The sequence below is a fragment of the Paraburkholderia sediminicola genome (genome assembly GCF_046027825.1).
GTDB classification, from domain to species: domain Bacteria; phylum Pseudomonadota; class Gammaproteobacteria; order Burkholderiales; family Burkholderiaceae; genus Paraburkholderia; species Paraburkholderia sediminicola_D.
In genome coordinates this window covers 37,236-51,422 of sequence record NZ_JAQQDU010000065.1, presented here as the reverse complement: position 1 = coordinate 51,422, position 14,187 = coordinate 37,236, and the positions used below count along the sequence as shown (strand labels likewise).

The 14,187-nt window shown below is 59.4% G+C and carries 16 protein-coding genes and 1 tRNA gene; 3 read left to right on the top strand and 14 right to left on the bottom strand.

Going from position 1 to position 14,187, the window contains the following annotated elements; translation table 11 throughout:
• The 9 genes from PQQ96_RS29105 to PQQ96_RS29065 form a co-directional block, all read right to left on the bottom strand.
• A partial coding sequence (locus PQQ96_RS29105; protein ID WP_408299036.1) for a relaxase/mobilization nuclease domain-containing protein occupies window positions 1–815 on the bottom strand: 815 nt, incomplete at its 3' end.
• 275 nt (window positions 816–1,090) lie between these two features.
• Window positions 1,091–2,143, bottom strand: coding sequence for a TrbL/VirB6 family protein (locus PQQ96_RS29100; RefSeq protein ID WP_408299034.1), 1,053 nt, complete (start codon window positions 2,141–2,143; stop codon window positions 1,091–1,093).
• Window positions 2,144–2,156: 13 nt separating this feature from the next.
• Window positions 2,157–2,291: a hypothetical protein gene (locus tag PQQ96_RS29095; protein ID WP_408299032.1), complete on the bottom strand. Its 135-nt coding sequence runs from the start codon at window positions 2,289–2,291 to the stop codon at window positions 2,157–2,159.
• Entirely contained in the window at window positions 2,288–2,596 is a 309-nt protein-coding gene (locus PQQ96_RS29090) for a hypothetical protein (RefSeq protein ID WP_408299030.1), read from the bottom strand. Before PQQ96_RS29090 ends, PQQ96_RS29095 begins: the two co-directional genes overlap by 4 nt.
• Window positions 2,597–2,608: 12 nt before the next feature.
• Window positions 2,609–3,019, bottom strand: a complete 411-nt coding sequence (locus tag PQQ96_RS29085; RefSeq protein ID WP_408299028.1) for a hypothetical protein — start codon at window positions 3,017–3,019, stop codon at window positions 2,609–2,611.
• Between the two features lie 14 nt (window positions 3,020–3,033).
• A complete protein-coding gene (locus PQQ96_RS29080) occupies window positions 3,034–3,573 on the bottom strand; it encodes a hypothetical protein (RefSeq protein WP_408299026.1) in 540 nt (179 codons plus the stop codon).
• Between the two features lie 14 nt (window positions 3,574–3,587).
• Window positions 3,588–4,778, bottom strand: a complete 1,191-nt coding sequence (locus PQQ96_RS29075; protein ID WP_408299024.1) for a phage/plasmid replication protein, II/X family — start codon at window positions 4,776–4,778, stop codon at window positions 3,588–3,590.
• 603 nt (window positions 4,779–5,381) lie between these two features.
• The gene (locus tag PQQ96_RS29070) at window positions 5,382–5,570 is read right to left on the bottom strand and encodes a hypothetical protein (protein WP_211708612.1); all 189 of its coding nucleotides are present in this window, start codon (window positions 5,568–5,570) and stop codon (window positions 5,382–5,384) included.
• A 3-nt stretch (window positions 5,571–5,573) separates the two neighbouring features.
• Window positions 5,574–5,816 (bottom strand): hypothetical protein, encoded by a 243-nt coding sequence (locus tag PQQ96_RS29065; protein ID WP_211708613.1) that lies wholly within the window; start codon window positions 5,814–5,816, stop codon window positions 5,574–5,576.
• A gap of 91 nt (window positions 5,817–5,907) precedes the next feature.
• On the opposite strand from PQQ96_RS29065, the gene PQQ96_RS29060 reads away from it, so the two are divergent.
• Entirely contained in the window at window positions 5,908–6,534 is a 627-nt protein-coding gene (locus PQQ96_RS29060; protein WP_408299022.1) for a hypothetical protein, read from the top strand.
• Window positions 6,535–6,625: 91 nt separating this feature from the next.
• Window positions 6,626–7,642, top strand: a complete 1,017-nt coding sequence (locus PQQ96_RS29055; RefSeq protein WP_172310640.1) for a phage integrase — start codon at window positions 6,626–6,628, stop codon at window positions 7,640–7,642.
• Between the two features lie 81 nt (window positions 7,643–7,723).
• Here the strand turns inward: PQQ96_RS29055 and PQQ96_RS29050 are convergent.
• From PQQ96_RS29050 to pepN, 5 genes are all read right to left on the bottom strand, one after another.
• Window positions 7,724–7,799 (bottom strand) — tRNA-Thr (locus PQQ96_RS29050).
• Window positions 7,800–7,854: 55 nt separating this feature from the next.
• Window positions 7,855–8,871: a class 1 fructose-bisphosphatase gene (locus PQQ96_RS29045; RefSeq protein WP_408299018.1), complete on the bottom strand. Its 1,017-nt coding sequence runs from the start codon at window positions 8,869–8,871 to the stop codon at window positions 7,855–7,857.
• 121 nt (window positions 8,872–8,992) lie between these two features.
• Complete coding sequence (locus tag PQQ96_RS29040) at window positions 8,993–9,448, bottom strand: HigA family addiction module antitoxin (protein WP_408299016.1); 456 nt, start codon at window positions 9,446–9,448, stop codon at window positions 8,993–8,995.
• Window positions 9,449–9,464: 16 nt separating this feature from the next.
• A complete protein-coding gene (locus PQQ96_RS29035; protein WP_120303252.1) occupies window positions 9,465–9,746 on the bottom strand; it encodes a type II toxin-antitoxin system RelE/ParE family toxin in 282 nt (93 codons plus the stop codon).
• A gap of 197 nt (window positions 9,747–9,943) precedes the next feature.
• Complete coding sequence (pepN, locus tag PQQ96_RS29030) at window positions 9,944–12,640, bottom strand: aminopeptidase N (RefSeq protein WP_408299015.1); 2,697 nt, start codon at window positions 12,638–12,640, stop codon at window positions 9,944–9,946.
• Window positions 12,641–12,856: 216 nt separating this feature from the next.
• Here pepN and PQQ96_RS29025 point away from each other — a divergent pair, with 216 nt between their 5' ends.
• Window positions 12,857–13,564, top strand: coding sequence for a DUF4136 domain-containing protein (locus PQQ96_RS29025; protein WP_408299013.1), 708 nt, complete (start codon window positions 12,857–12,859; stop codon window positions 13,562–13,564).
• Window positions 13,565–14,187 lie beyond the last annotated feature (623 nt).

Sequence of the window (14,187 nt, the reverse complement as noted above, 5' to 3'; positions counted from 1 at the left end):
CACAGAGACTTCTTTGCGCCGGAACGTTGCGCCGCGAGCCTGTCCGGTTGGTTCCGTTGAGATCGGGAATGTTCGAGATGAACGGCAGGCATTTGCTTCACTAATTGCACGATTTCGATGGCCACCTTCCGGTCGCGCACGTCCTCCGACTCGGCCATAGCCTTCGCTATCGCGCCGTATGCGCGCAGGACCTTTTGCTCGGTCCCTGAACGGTCTCCTGCCTGGATGTGCCTTGCATCCGGAGGCGGAGTGGTCTGCTGACGCTCAGGCGCGGTACCGCGTTTCTTCTGCATGTTCATGACAGGTTGCGGTACCGGGACTCGCGTCACCCCACGCGCCTGGCGTCGCGTGGCATTGGCATCGATACCGTGTTCACGCAGGTGGGCAGCGAACGACTCGCGCCAGTCCTGCAGGTCCGCCTTGCGCGGATTGAGCCTCGTACCGTCGTTTGACCTCGCAACGACGCAAAGGTGTACATGGGGATGTGCCTCATCCGTGTGGCACGCGAATACATAGCGAAAGTTCTCCCCGAACTCGTCAGCGGCAAAGCAACGTACGGAATCGTGAACAGCAATCCTGTCGGTACCCGGTGGCATCGATAGAACGATGTTGAACGCTTCGCGGACTGTACTTTCCTCCGGGATGCCGAAGCCGCCTGATTGAAATTCGTTCTTGAGGTCCCGAATATCGTCTCGACCTGTAAGCACATCGCCGTCCTGATTCTCCAAGGCCACGCGACCGTTACGCGATATGTAGTCGAGATGTGCGCGAATAGCCTTCATCCCCTTGCCGCCACCGCTGATCTTGACGACCACCTCCGGCGCTTTCCGGGTCGTCGCCTCAAGCGCCTGTCGAATCCTTACCACCCCTGACGCCCGAGGCTGAGTGCGGGGTGATGGACGCCGGGGTGGAAGCTTCAGGCCCGTTCCCGATTTACGCGGCCTGACGACGCGTACATCGTCGCCATACAGCTCGTCGCCCCAGGTTCGCAGTACTCCGTTGACGTATATTTTCGGTCGGGTCACGCTTCTTCCATCCCGTCGCGCATACCTGTTGATTCGGCGCAGCGCTGCTGCTGCGATTCGGCCAGTTAATATCTGTTGCTCAGCAGTCGCTCAAGGGTCGCGCGCTGATAGGCCGGAACCGAGTTCGGTCCGCCTCCTGAACCCACTCCGCCGCGACCCGTATTTCCATCGCCCGCTGATCCGTCACTGCCGGTAACCGAACCTCCCTTCGGAGGTTCCGGTTTGTTCCGTCCGTTGCCCTTACCTGCGCCACCCAACATCGCCCCGACGATCACGCTTCCGAGGCCTGCGCCGGAAAGGGCGGCACCACCGGCCAGACCCGCTGCAATGCCGGGTAGTTGGAGAATAAGGATGATCAATGCTCCTGATATCGTGACGAAACCCAACGCATCTTCGATCACATTGGTGGTGGCCGCAGTCGCAAGCAACGCGCTTGCAAATGTTTCGTAGATGGACAGGCTGGCGGCGGACACGACGGCAAGAAAGACAGTGAGTGAAACGTAGTTAGCCACCTTCGATATCCATCCGTCCGCGAACTTCTTTGTCGGGCCAAACGCGAGGCATGCGATGTAGAGTGGTCCCATGGCGAGCATGAGCGCCAGCGCAACTTGCGCCACCAACATCAGCCCGCCCATGAATAATTGACTAACAGCAGAGGCTACGCCAATTATTAATGCCGCAATGATGTCTCCGTATCCGCCGGTTGGCATAAGGTTCGTACCGCGTTCGAAGAGCATCTGTGTCAGGGCACCAGTCTTGAAGTCGAGAGCATCGAGTGCTGAAAAGACGTTTGTATTCGACCCTTGCATGATCGTCTCGACCATTCCGGACTCGACGCCGTTCACGAACCCGACGACATTGGTTTGATAGGCGGAGGTACTCAATGCCAAGGTCAGTATCAACGAAATCTTGAACGCCCTGTAGGCAAACTGGCTGACCGGTTCCTGCATTTCGCCGCGAATCGTCGCCCACCCGTACATGATTATCCAGATGGTCACTGCGGCCGTCACCATCGGCACAATCGCACTTGCGATAGAAGATGAGGCCGAGGTGACATAAGTTGACAGGAAATTATTGATGGAGCCCGAAACAAATTGCCAGACGCCGGTTTGTGGCATGGTAATTATCCGCCTATTTTTTCGAGCCGAATTGGCTAGCTGGAACGGGCGCAAGATTGTCCTGCGTGCGTGCCTTGAGGGTGACGTTGTCGTCTTTTTTACATGCGACGAGAATCAGAATCGTGACGCATATGAGGAGAGTTTTCATTGGGTGTCCTCCTGTGCTGCGAGAAGCCCTGCATTGGCGCGACGCCAACCAACGACTAACGTGACAGCAAGAGCCAGAACTACATAGAAGCCGTCGTTGCGGGCAACACCTAGTGCCTGCCGAGTCGCCAGTGCAAGCAACACACAATACGCGGTCATCGACGCTACATCGCCGACAAAGTGCGTTGGCGTATGAACGAAGTAGCTGAGCAGTTGGCGATTTCGGATCAGGAACCCCCAGTCCAGGCAATGGATAAAGAACAGAAAGCTTGTTGCTGCCAAAATCAGAAGCCAAAGTGAAAACATGAGACTTCTCCTTTATCGAGCGCCTAAGGAGCGCAATTGACGAAGGCTCGATTTTGCGAAGCGACCACATTGAAGGATCGCGGGGCGAGGCTCATCGGAGCGAGGTGCCATCAAGTGGCAGTCCCACATACCAAGGTCCAGGAGAACATGCTCGAAATCAAGGTCAACATCCAGATCGAGCAACTCATCGGCACCTTCTTCGATGGACTTGAACCATACTGCCGTGCCTGCGCGCAACACAGGGACCGGGCCAGAAGAGGTCATGACGTACAGGCCGAATCCCCGATAGCGATTTGCTCGAAGCAGGAGCGTCGAGACTGGTTCAACATGACAGTTTGCGACACCAGTCCGTGCGACGGGATGGTTTTTTCGGGGAACAAGCGTCTTGAGATCAGACCACCTGAAATGAAGTTGCGACTGCATACTAACCTCCTAGGCTAACGGGACCAGCGTTGAACATTTGATTGAATTAGTGCGGCTACATCTGCCGTATGCGATTGGATTACGTCCGAGAGCGCGACGATAATTTCAGGTCTGAAATTTTCCGTCTCTGTTGGCCGGGCATTTAGCGCGCGGGTTATCTGGTTGAGGTTTCGCCCGATAGCGAGAAGGCGACTGTTCGACGCCGCAAGCTGCTCAAGCTCAAACTGGCCTAGCTGCGGAGTCTCTGTCAGGCGGGTTCGCAAGAGAGCAACTATCCATGAGTTCACTGAGAAACCACCGCGCTCAGCCGAATCTGAAACAGCGTGATACTCCCACGCCGTCAAGCGAATTTCGATCCGCTTTTTCGGCTCGGAACGTATCGAGGTGTCTTCCTTGATCTGAATTCCCGTTGGCACCTCGCGGCCGATTAGCTTGCGAATTACCTGTTTGGTCGCGTCGCTGGGAGACACGCCATGAGAACGGCAGTAGTTCTGCCATTCATGCTTAAGCGGTCCCAAGTAAACGCTGAGTACGCCGTTGCTCAGTTTTGGCATGTTCGATCTCACCGTCAAGCGGCTAAGCGCAGCTGTTCCCGGCTTACCTGGTATTCCTCACGGGTACGCGCCGGGAGTCTGCACACGCGGGGGTCCGTCCGAACCGGACTGAAATCGTGGGGCAGAATCCCCTCATTGGCGATAACGTGGATGTTCGTGCCACGCCACGACACGCCCGCATCCTCGAGCCGCTTGCGATTACGATAAAACGTCGCCTTGCTGAACTCTTCGCGCGTCACCTCATCGCCGTGCACTGACAAAAACGACCAGAAGCAGTACATATGCTTTCCGGCCCGATCTCCGTAAACCGCCTTGAGCCGGTGCATTACCGACTTGCTGTCGCGAACCGTGTCCATACCCTGTTTCCCCTCACGGAGCAGCTTCTCGATCTCCGAATCGAACAGCCCTTCCAGATAGGCGTCCGACACCTCATCCACTCGCGGATTTTTGCCAAAGTCGTATTGCAACTTATCGCTATGAATTTCCACCTCTGCACGCAGACGCCTGTCCGCCAGACGTTGCAGCGCATTGATCTTGCGTTCCACGCGTGCACGATTGCCCTGATCCTCGCACCCATACAGATGGTTAAAAACCTGCGCGAAAAAGCGGCGCAACCTACTACGCTCGTGCACCTGAAATTCAGTGCCTTTGTGATAAAACTTCACCGTCGTCGTCTTGCCGGCGAAGTAGACGGCCATCGCATACTTCGCCGCTCCTTTCTTGCGTCGCGGGAAATTGATCAACTGCACGCCGTCAAAGAATTCCTTGCACGCCGCCTTCGACAGCCGGTACACGGACGACACATCAACCCGATGGACCGTCCACCAGTCAGCCGGCGGCAGGTCGGTTTGTAGCAGGTCTGACACGAGACACACGAAGTCGCGACAAGCGCGCATAAAATCAGTCGGGCCGCCGTAGACGTTGTGACCGAGAACGATCTTATGCACCGACGCCTCGATCACGATGTATGGCTCGCAGACCACCAGCGACGGACGACCGTTCTTGTCCACCACCCACTCCTCATGCTTCGGCACCACGGAGATCCGCGAATCCCACGACCCAAGCAGATCTCCCGTGAAGAGTTCATAGAGGACTTCACCGCTTGAGCAGTCCAACCCGGAGCGCAGCAGACACTGTCCTTCGATGCGCTCGACCACCGAGCGATCGAGAAAAGGAGAGCGCAACCGCACCGTGTCATACGCCACGTTTAAACACCCTCCCCAGAGTCATGCCGAGTCTCAAACTTGAGACCTTCAGGCGGTGCTACCACGCCCGCCTGAAAAAAAACTGCCTCGCACAGCGAGGCAAAAAAACCATCCGAAAGCATGCCGCGAAGCTCTGCATTGACCTCATCGAGCGAGGTCTGCGACACGGGCTCAATTTCGTTCGTTCGTGTCGTCCGTCCTCGCCCCGCCGCGGGCGAGGCGACGCGACCGCCCGTAGCATCGCGATAAGCGCGCTCAGACGCGACGACGCGAAGCGCCGCCGAGCGCTTGGCACGCAACTGGACAAGCCATGTGGGAAGCGATGTGCCGGCTGACGCGGCAGGAACGGGAAAAGGCCTCGCCTTCTCGGAAGCGTAAGCTGGCATGGATGTCAGCCCCCCTGTGAGCACGCACCGCACTGGCCAGCGCGATCGGCGCCACACCACTCGCAATATTCGTTACGCGTAACGGGAATTAGCCGACGCTTTTCACGGAAGCGGCGCGCACGCTGCGCGCCAGTAAGGGCGTCGGGCTTCGCGGCACGGCCACGACGATTGCCCAACAAATCGCCCGTGTATTTATCCGCAAGCTGTTTCGCCACAGTCAAGCCTCCGTCAGGGCATCACGTAGCGCGATTTCAGCGCATCCGTAGCCGCGGTTTTGGGTGTCCCGACGCGTAACGCCAGTCGGCGTAACGACGCGCCATTCGTACCAACCCATATCTATCTCGCCATACACCTCGATCGTGTCCTCGCCATACGGAACGGGCACGCGGTAAAGGGTCGTCGTCATTGATCAAAGCTCCCAAAGGCTGAGCTTGAGAGACGCGTCGCCACACCGACGCATCAGAAGCGCGACGTTCACGCACGAATAGCGACCGACATCCACCGTGGGCAGATAGCCCTTATTGATCATCCCAACGATCACACCGACAGGAAGGCCGACCACGCTCGCGAAACGTTCGCGAGACATAAAAGGGACCGGAGCCACAAACTGAGCCGGCTCGGTAAGCTGTTGACCAGAAGGGAAATCGCCCATAATTGCTCCATCGACAGACACAATCCAAGAGTACCTATAGAGCGCTACATATGTAGCGCTCTATAGGTACTCTAAGTTAGGCAGTGAAAGCATGTCAACTAATTTTCCAGACATAAAAGCAAGAACTCGCATGCTCATAGAGAGCATGGTCCGCGCCGACCGCCGATATAAGGAACTGGAGGAAATCACGCGGATACCTGCTGCAACGTGGCGAGGTTTTTGGAACCGTGAAACATACCCATCCGGCCCGATGATCGAAGCGCTATCACGCCAATGGCCAACTTATGCGTTTTGGCTCAGCACGGGTATCACCGACGTAGACGCCGGACATACAGCGCCAAGGTCGGCTGAAGAATTCGTTCAGGAAACGCTTGCGGACGTCAACTCAAATGCGAACGACTACTTCCGTTTCCAGCTCGACCAAATCCCACGGCGATACAAGACAACACGTCTCGCCCTTACCGGCCTAGACGAAGCAATGCTGCGCGAGGAAGCGGAAGAATTCGTCGGCGGCATTCCCAATCCACAAACCAAAGAGCGTGGCGGCACGACCGCACACATCGACCTCAGTGTGCTGGACGAACCTGAAGACCCCGAGTACACGGAGAAGCTGGTCAGTGCGAAAGCATTGCTAAACGAACACAAAGAACGTCTCTATCGAGAGCAGATGGCTGACTTGCGAGAAAAGAAACGGAAACACACGCAGAGCAAGCCCTAACACCAATTCGTGCGACAGCGTGGACTTGATCACGTGCGTGCAGCAGACCCAAACGAACAACTTCGGTCAATGGCCGAACATCTGAATCAACATGGCGATAAAAAGAATCGAGAGCGGATGGCAGGTTGACGCACAACCGGGTGGCCGAGGCGGGAAGCGAATTCGGAAATCGTTCAAGACGCAAGCGGAAGCAAAGGCCTATGACAACTGGCTGCGCACGCAGGTGGCTCAAGATCCCGATTGGGAGCCAACACGCAAGGATGCTCGCCCGCTGCGGAAGCTTGTCGAGCTTTGGTATGACCGCCACGGACGCGAGCTTAATTCAGGGGAGGGCACGAAGACCCGTTTGCTAGCGGCGTGCGAGTACATGGGCGAGCCGACCGCCGATACCTTCTCGGCCGATATGTTCGCGAGCTATCGCGCGAAGCGTATCGAAGCCGGGATAAGCGCGTCGAACATGAATCGTGAGCACGCGACGATGCGGGCCGTGTTTAACGAGCTGTCCCGTTTGGAACTGTGGACGCGAGAGAATCCGTTAGGCAAGCTACGTCAGTTCAAGGTGCAGCAACAAGAGCTTTCGTTTCTCGATGATGCGTCCATTCGGACGCTTCTGTTTGAACTGCGGGCGTCGCGTAATTCGGGAGTCGAGCTTATCGCTGTAATTTGCCTATCGACCGGCGCCCGCTGGTCGGAAGCGGAGCGGCTAACACGCAGTCAGGTTCGCAACGGTCAGATTCAGTTCGCGCGTACCAAGAGCGGGAGAACCCGCTCGGTTCCGATTGACGATCTGCTGCTGGCACGTATCTCGGCATATGCGGACAAGCACGGCCGAGGACTGCGGATTTTTTCGTCGGCGTTTTCCGCTTTCCGCGAGGCTGTCGAGCGCGCTGCACTCGATCTGCCTGCCGGCCAGCTCACGCATGTCTTGCGCCATACGTTCGCGAGTCATTTCATGATGAACGGCGGCAACATCCTGACGCTGCAACGGATTCTCGGGCACTCGAATCTGACGATGACCATGCGGTATGCGCATCTGTCGCCAGAGCATCTTCAGGAGGCCAAGCGGTTAAACCCACTGGCAAAGATGAGCGAGGCGGAAGCGGCATGATTTTGCGTTGACACTTCGTTGACAGGGCAGAAACAACAAAGGCTTACCAATTTGGTAAGCCTTTGTTTTTACGATGCTATTTGGTGCCGGAAAGAGGAATCGAACCCCCGACCTTCGCATTACGAATGCGCTGCTCTACCGTCTGAGCTATTCCGGCATCAGGAGAAACGAGATTATAGGGACTTCTTTACGAACTTGGCAAGCCCCTGCGATCACTTTTTTGTTTCGAGATGGTAGCGGGTCACGCGGTCGACTTCGTTCTTCGAGCCGAGGAACACCGCTACACGCTCGTGCAGGCTTTTCGGCTGGATGTCCAGAATACGCTTCTCGCCGTTGGTCGCGGCGCCGCCCGCCTGCTCGACGATGAAGGCCATCGGGTTCGCCTCGTACATCAGGCGCAGCTTGCCCGGCTTGTCCGGCGTGCGCTTGTCGGCCGGGTACATGAAGACGCCGCCGCGGTTCAGGATACGGTGCACGTCGGCTACCATCGACGCGATCCAGCGCATGTTGAAGTCGCTCTGGCGCGGACCTTCCTTGCCGGCCTTCAACTCGCCGATGTATTTCTCGACCGGCGGATACCAGTGGCGTTCGTTCGAAGCGTTGATCGCGTATTCACGCGTTTCGACCGGAATGCGCATATCGCTTTGCGTGAGCACCCACGAACCCAGTTCGCGGTCGAGCGTGAAGCAGTTGACGCCGTTGCCGGTGGTCAGCACCAGCACGGTTTGCGGGCCGTATACCGCATAACCTGCCGCGACCTGCTGCGTGCCGGGTTGCAGGAACGACTGTTCGGTGGGCTGCTGGCCGTCCGGGCAGCGCAGCACCGAGAAGATCGTACCGATCGACACGTTGACGTCGATGTTCGATGAGCCGTCGAGCGGATCGAACACCAGCAGGTATTCGCCCTTCGGGTAGTTGGCCGGGATCGGGAAGAACTGCTCCATTTCCTCGGACGCCATGCCCGCCAGGTTGCCGCCCCATTCATTCGCTTCGAGCAGGATTTCGTTCGACAGGATGTCGAGCTTCTTCTGCACTTCGCCCTGGACATTCTCGCTGCCTGCCGTGCCGAGCGCATCGCCCAGCGCGCCCTTGCTGACGTGGTAGCTGATCGCCTTGCACGCGCGCGCGACGACTTCGATCAAAAGGCGCAGGTCGGCGGGCAGGTTGTTGGTCTCGCGCTGCTGCTCGATCAGATACTTCGTGAGAGTGGTACGACGTTGCAAAGCCATTGCTGTACTCCGGGAAGGCTTGGGGAATGTCTCGATTTTAACCGCTCGCTGTGTCGGTTCCGTGCTTTTGATATAGAAGGGCGTGCGTCCGCGTTGCTGAGCGCTGTAAAGGCCGCGAAATTCAGGCCTTGCGGCGCGCCTTGATGGCCGCGACATGGCCGGCGAGGCTCGTGGCGAGCGCTGCGGCACGGGCGTGTTCGGCTGAGACTTTCGGCATTTTCGGCCGGTTCGCCTTGGGCATCGGTTCGATCTCGCGTTCGATCTGCTCGCCGGCCGCCGCGGTGGCGACGCGCAGGTCATAGGCGATCTGCAGATTCAGCCAGAACTGCGCGCTCGCCCCGAAGTAGCGTTCGAGCCGCAACGCGGTGTCTGCCGAGATGGCGCGCTTGCCGCGCACGACGTCGTTGATGCGCGGCGCCGGTACGCGCAGCGCAAGCGCGAGCGCATTGACGGACATGCCGAGCGGCTCGAGGAACTCGCTGCGCAGAATCTCGCCGGGGTGAATTTCCGGAATGCTTTCGCCGGTGCCGATGTCGGAGAAATCGATGCTGCCCAGATCGGAGCGTTTGATGACCATGCCGGTCTCCCAATAATCAGTGATAGTCGACAATTTCGACATTCAGCGCCTCCCCGTCGACAAAATGAAAACAGATGCGCCACTGCGCATTGATACGAATGCTCCACTGCCCGCTGCGCTGACCTTGCAAGGCTTCGAGCCGGTTGCCCGGCGGCGCATGCAGATTGCGGATGGACTCGGCAGCATCGATCATGAGCAGTTTGCGGCGTGCGAGCGCCTGCATGTAAAGCGGCAGTGAATGCACGAACTTGCCCTGAAAGATTGCCGCCGTAGCCTTGTCGCCGAATGTCGTGATCATGGGATGATATAACGCGTTGCGTTAAACGTAAATCGTTAAATGAATGCGTTTACTTTCACCCCGCCAGGCCGACCCGAACAGTCGCCCAGATGGCTAACGTTGATGTTCAGGCCGCTGCGTCAGCACCCGATTGAGGACGAAAAAAAGCCGGCAACACGTGCCGGCTTTTCAATGCGGGAAGCAGTTTCAGACGATCATCACGCCAACGCTTTTTCCACGATCTCGCGCACGTCGCGCGATTTCACCTGCGAGGCCACTTTCTCCAGCGCCGCGCGCATGCCATCACGCAGCGTCGGCGTAAAGCGGCGCCACAGTTCCAGCGAACGGGCGAGGCGGGCGGCTACTTGCGGATTGATGGCGTCGAGCGCGATCACCTGGTCGGCCCAGAACGCGTAGCCCGAGCCGTCTTCGGCGTGGAACTGCGCGGGGTTCGCCGCACAGAAGCTGAAAATCAGCGAGCGCGCGCGGTTCGGGTTCTTCAGGTTGAACGCCGGGTGCGCCATCAGCTTGCGCACAATCTCGATCACCGGGCGCTGCGCGCTGCCGCGTTGCGTGGCTTGCAGGGCAAACCACTTGTCGATGACGAGCGGCTCCTTTTCAAAGCGCCGGTAGAAGTCGTCCAGTGCCTGCTGAGCCTCAACGCTGCCGCCATTCGCCGCCGCTGCATTGAGCAATGCCGAGAGCGCCGCCGAGCGGTCGGTCATGTTGTTGGCGGCGTCGTATTGCGCGGACGCGAGGCGCACGGCTTCAGCCGGATCGTCCAGTTCCGCGAGATATGAAAGCGCAAGATTCTTCAACGCGCGATGACCGGAGGCCTCCGGCGTCGCTTCATAGGCGCCTGGCGTGCGGTGCTTCTCGTACACGGCGAGCCAGTCCTTCCTGAGCGCATTCGCGAGGCGTTTGCGCACGAATTGCCGCGCGGCGTGCACGGCAGCCGGATTCGATTCGGCCATCTGTTCAGCCAGATACGCTTCAGACGGCAGCATCAACGCCAGCTCGCGGAAAGAAGGCGAGAGCGACTCGTCGGTCAGCACGCGGGCGAACGCGGCGACCACCGAGTCGTCGAGTTGCAGCGGCACGCCTGTGGCGGCGCGCCCGGCGAGGGTCAGCAGCTCGCGCGTAGCGAGCCGTTGGCCGGCCTCCCAGCGGTTGAACGGATCACTGTCATGCGCGAGCAGGAAGGCAAGCTGGTCGGCCGAGTAGTCGTATTCGACGATCACCGGTGCCGAGAAATTGCGCAACAGCGAGGGCAGCGGTTCTTCGGCAACGTTGACGAACGTGAAGGTCTGTTCAGTCTGCGTGAAATCCAGCACGCGCGTGGTGCAGCCCGACGCTTTGGCTTCGCCTTCCAGTTGCAGCGGCAGGTCGGCGCCGTCCTTGCCGATCAGACCGATCGCGAACGGAATCAGCAGCGGGCCCTTTTGCGTTTCACGCGCGGCCGGCGCGCCGTCGCCATAGCCTTGCGTGAGCGTCACGCTGTAGCGCTGTTGCGCGGCGTCATATTTCGTACGCACGGACACGCGCGGCGTGCCGGCCTGGCTGTACCAGCGCTCGAATTGCGCGAGATCGCGGCCGTTCGCGTCGGCCAGCGCATGACGGAAATCGTCGCAGGTCACGGCCTGGCCGTCATGACGCTTGAAGTACAGGTCCATGCCCTTGCGGAAACCGTCGCGGCCGAACTGCGTCTGATACATCCGCACGACTTCCGAGCCTTTTTCGTAGACCGTCATCGTGTAGAAGTTGTTGATCTCGACGTAGCTTTCCGGGCGCACCGGGTGCGCCATCGGGCCCGCGTCTTCGGCGAATTGCATCTGGCGCAGCACGCGCACGTCTTCGATGCGCTTGGTGGCCCGTGCGGCTTCGTCAGTCGCGCCGCCCGCCATGTCGGCCGAGAACTCCTGATCGCGGAACACCGTCAGGCCTTCTTTCAGGCTCAACTGGAACCAGTCGCGGCACGTCACGCGGTTGCCGGTCCAGTTGTGGAAGTACTCGTGGCCGACCACTGCCTCGATGTTCGCGAAGTCGGTGTCCGTTGCCGTTTCGGGGTTCGCCAGCACGTACTTTGTGTTGAAGATGTTGAGCCCCTTGTTCTCCATCGCGCCCATGTTGAAGTCGCTCACCGCGACGATCATGAAGCGGTCCAGATCCAGTTCCAGCCCGAAGCGCGCCTCGTCCCAGCGGATCGAGTTGATAAGCGAGTCCATGGCGTGGCGGGTTTTGTCCAGATCGTGCGGTTCGACCCACACCTGCAGCAGCTTTTCCTTGCCCGAGCCGCTCTTCACGCGTTCTTCGAGTGCGACCAGCTTGCCCGCGACCAGCGCGAACAGATAGCTTGGCTTCCTGAACGGGTCTTCCCAGCGGGCGAAATGCCGGCCGTCCGGCAGATCGCCTTCTTCGAGCAGATTGCCGTTTGACAGCAGCACCGGGTAGTCGGCCTTGCTGGCGCGCAGCGTGACCGTGAAGGTCGCCATCACGTCAGGGCGGTCGAGGAAATACGTGATGCGGCGAAAGCCCTCCGCCTCGCACTGCGTGAAGAAGTTACCGCCCGACACATACAGACCCGACAGCGTGGTGTTTTCCGCCGGATTGCAGATGCTGGTGAGCGTGAGTTCGAAGTCATCCGGCACGTTGTCGAGCGTGAGGCCGTGCTCGTGCGCATGCGCGTTGGCGAACGGGGCGCCGTCGATCACGGCGCTGACGAACTCGAGTTGTTCACCCATCAGTTCGAGATTCGCGGCGTGGGATGCGTCCGGGTTGCGGCGCACCCGCATCGTGTTCCTGACGACGGTGCGTTCGGGGACCAGATCGAACTCCAGGGCGACGGTGTCGATCAGGAAGGCGGGCGGCGCGTAATCGGCGCGGCGGATCACATTGGGCGTTGCGGTATCGGCCATGGCGTTCTGTAGTGATGGGACTCGAGCCGTCACGCGTGCTTATGGCGCGCGAGCCGGGCTTGTCGAGCCATTGTACAAAGGCTCGGCGGATCGTGCGGAACGAACTTTTTACCGAATCGCCTGGTCAGCGTATTATCGGGGCCGCTCGGCGCAGCAAAGCGTGCGCACGAGCTAACCCGTTCAAGAATGGCGAAAACAGGCATCACGAGGTAGACCATGAAATTCGATCGATGGACCCGCCGGGCTGCGCTGCTGCTCGGTGCGCTGACGGTGCTGCTGTCCGGCTGCACGACCTACGTGACCACCCAGGTCACGGCGTTCTCCGACTGGAGCGGCAACGACGCCACCCGTACCTATGCCTTCACACGGGCAGCGGATCAGCAGAACAATCTTGAACTCACCACGTACGAGCGCACGGTCGGCAACGAACTCGCCACGCACGCGTTCCGTCAGGTCGACCCTTCAGCGGCGCGCTATCTGGTCGGGCTGTCGTACGGGATTCGCTCGGACATGGTGACGGTCGCACAGCCGGTGTACTACAACCCCTGGCCGTCGCCGTACTGGGGCCGCCCGTTCGATCCGTGGGGGCCATGGGGCCCGTGGGGTCCGTATCCGGCCGCGTACGTGAATCAGAGCTACCCGATTTTCACGCACCTGCTCGGCGTGCGGATCACCGAGCGGGCTAGCGGCAAGGAGGTCTATAACGTGACGGCGCGCAACTCGGACGGCGAGTCGTCGCTCGTGAGGGCGATGCCGTATCTGGCACGCAGTGCGCTGGCCGATTTCCCTCTCGGCAACGGCATGGTGCATACCGTGAAGATTCCCGTCGACAAGAACGGCGGGGTGTCGAACGAAGTCGCTACGACGGGCGCCGCGCCCGCGGCTGCGCCGGCGTCGGCTTCCGGCGCGAAAGCCGTGCAGTAAGCGTCGAGCGGCGCGCCCAACGGCATCGGCCGAGGCGCAACAAACAGCGGCCCGGCAGGGGAGTCCTGCCGGGCCGCTTTCGTTTGCTAACAGCACGGGTCGCAAGCATTGCTTCGGCGAGCGTGACCGCTCCGGTCGAAATGGGAAAAGCGTGATCCACGGTCCACAATGGGGGCGGAGTATGGCAGGCGTGGCGAAATCGGCCTGGCGCTGCCGCCAGGTCGTCAAAATGGCACTGCGGTAAGCGCCCGTAAGTCACGCGTGCGATTTGGGCGGCATGCAGCGTTTAACTCAGCAGACAGGTCCGGAAGCATTGAAGTGTTCCGAAACGAAACACTTGTTTAGAAAGTTAAATGAAAGAATGTGTGCCTAATTATGGACGTCGGCGGCGCCCAGCCGGGGCGCGAAGCGTGCTGCAGGCGGCTTCGCGGGTCGGTCACAGTCTGTGAAAGGGCCGCCAGGCCTGCATTTTTGGCGCTGTCCAGCCCTGCGTCGCACCAGCGATACGGATACAGATAGATACGTCTTTTGTGGCTGATTTAATCCAGAATGTTCAGTATGATTCCGGCGACCATAGGGAGCCTGAGACAATCCATCAGACTAATTGGCGCAGGCGCCTAAAT

Excerpts from the sequence above, each read along its gene's own strand:
- PQQ96_RS29040 (WP_408299016.1), bottom strand. The coding sequence starts at position 9,448 with ATGGTCATCAAACGCTCCGATCTGGGCAGCATCGATTTCTCCGACATC.
- PQQ96_RS29080 (WP_408299026.1), bottom strand. The coding sequence starts at position 3,573 with ATGCCAAAACTGAGCAACGGCGTACTCAGCGTTTACTTGGGACCGCTT.
- PQQ96_RS29035 (WP_120303252.1), bottom strand. The coding sequence starts at position 9,746 with ATGATCACGACATTCGGCGACAAGGCTACGGCGGCAATCTTTCAGGGC.
- PQQ96_RS29060 (WP_408299022.1), top strand. The coding sequence starts at position 5,908 with ATGTCAACTAATTTTCCAGACATAAAAGCAAGAACTCGCATGCTCATA.
- PQQ96_RS29065 (WP_211708613.1), bottom strand. The coding sequence starts at position 5,816 with ATGGGCGATTTCCCTTCTGGTCAACAGCTTACCGAGCCGGCTCAGTTT.
- pepN (WP_408299015.1), bottom strand. The coding sequence starts at position 12,640 with ATGGCCGATACCGCAACGCCCAATGTGATCCGCCGCGCCGATTACGCG.
- PQQ96_RS29055 (WP_172310640.1), top strand. The coding sequence starts at position 6,626 with ATGGCGATAAAAAGAATCGAGAGCGGATGGCAGGTTGACGCACAACCG.
- PQQ96_RS29025 (WP_408299013.1), top strand. The coding sequence starts at position 12,857 with ATGAAATTCGATCGATGGACCCGCCGGGCTGCGCTGCTGCTCGGTGCG.
- PQQ96_RS29085 (WP_408299028.1), bottom strand. The coding sequence starts at position 3,019 with ATGCAGTCGCAACTTCATTTCAGGTGGTCTGATCTCAAGACGCTTGTT.
- PQQ96_RS29095 (WP_408299032.1), bottom strand. The coding sequence starts at position 2,291 with ATGAAAACTCTCCTCATATGCGTCACGATTCTGATTCTCGTCGCATGT.
- PQQ96_RS29045 (WP_408299018.1), bottom strand. The coding sequence starts at position 8,871 with ATGGCTTTGCAACGTCGTACCACTCTCACGAAGTATCTGATCGAGCAG.
- PQQ96_RS29090 (WP_408299030.1), bottom strand. The coding sequence starts at position 2,596 with ATGTTTTCACTTTGGCTTCTGATTTTGGCAGCAACAAGCTTTCTGTTC.
- PQQ96_RS29070 (WP_211708612.1), bottom strand. The coding sequence starts at position 5,570 with ATGACGACGACCCTTTACCGCGTGCCCGTTCCGTATGGCGAGGACACG.
- PQQ96_RS29100 (WP_408299034.1), bottom strand. The coding sequence starts at position 2,143 with ATGCCACAAACCGGCGTCTGGCAATTTGTTTCGGGCTCCATCAATAAT.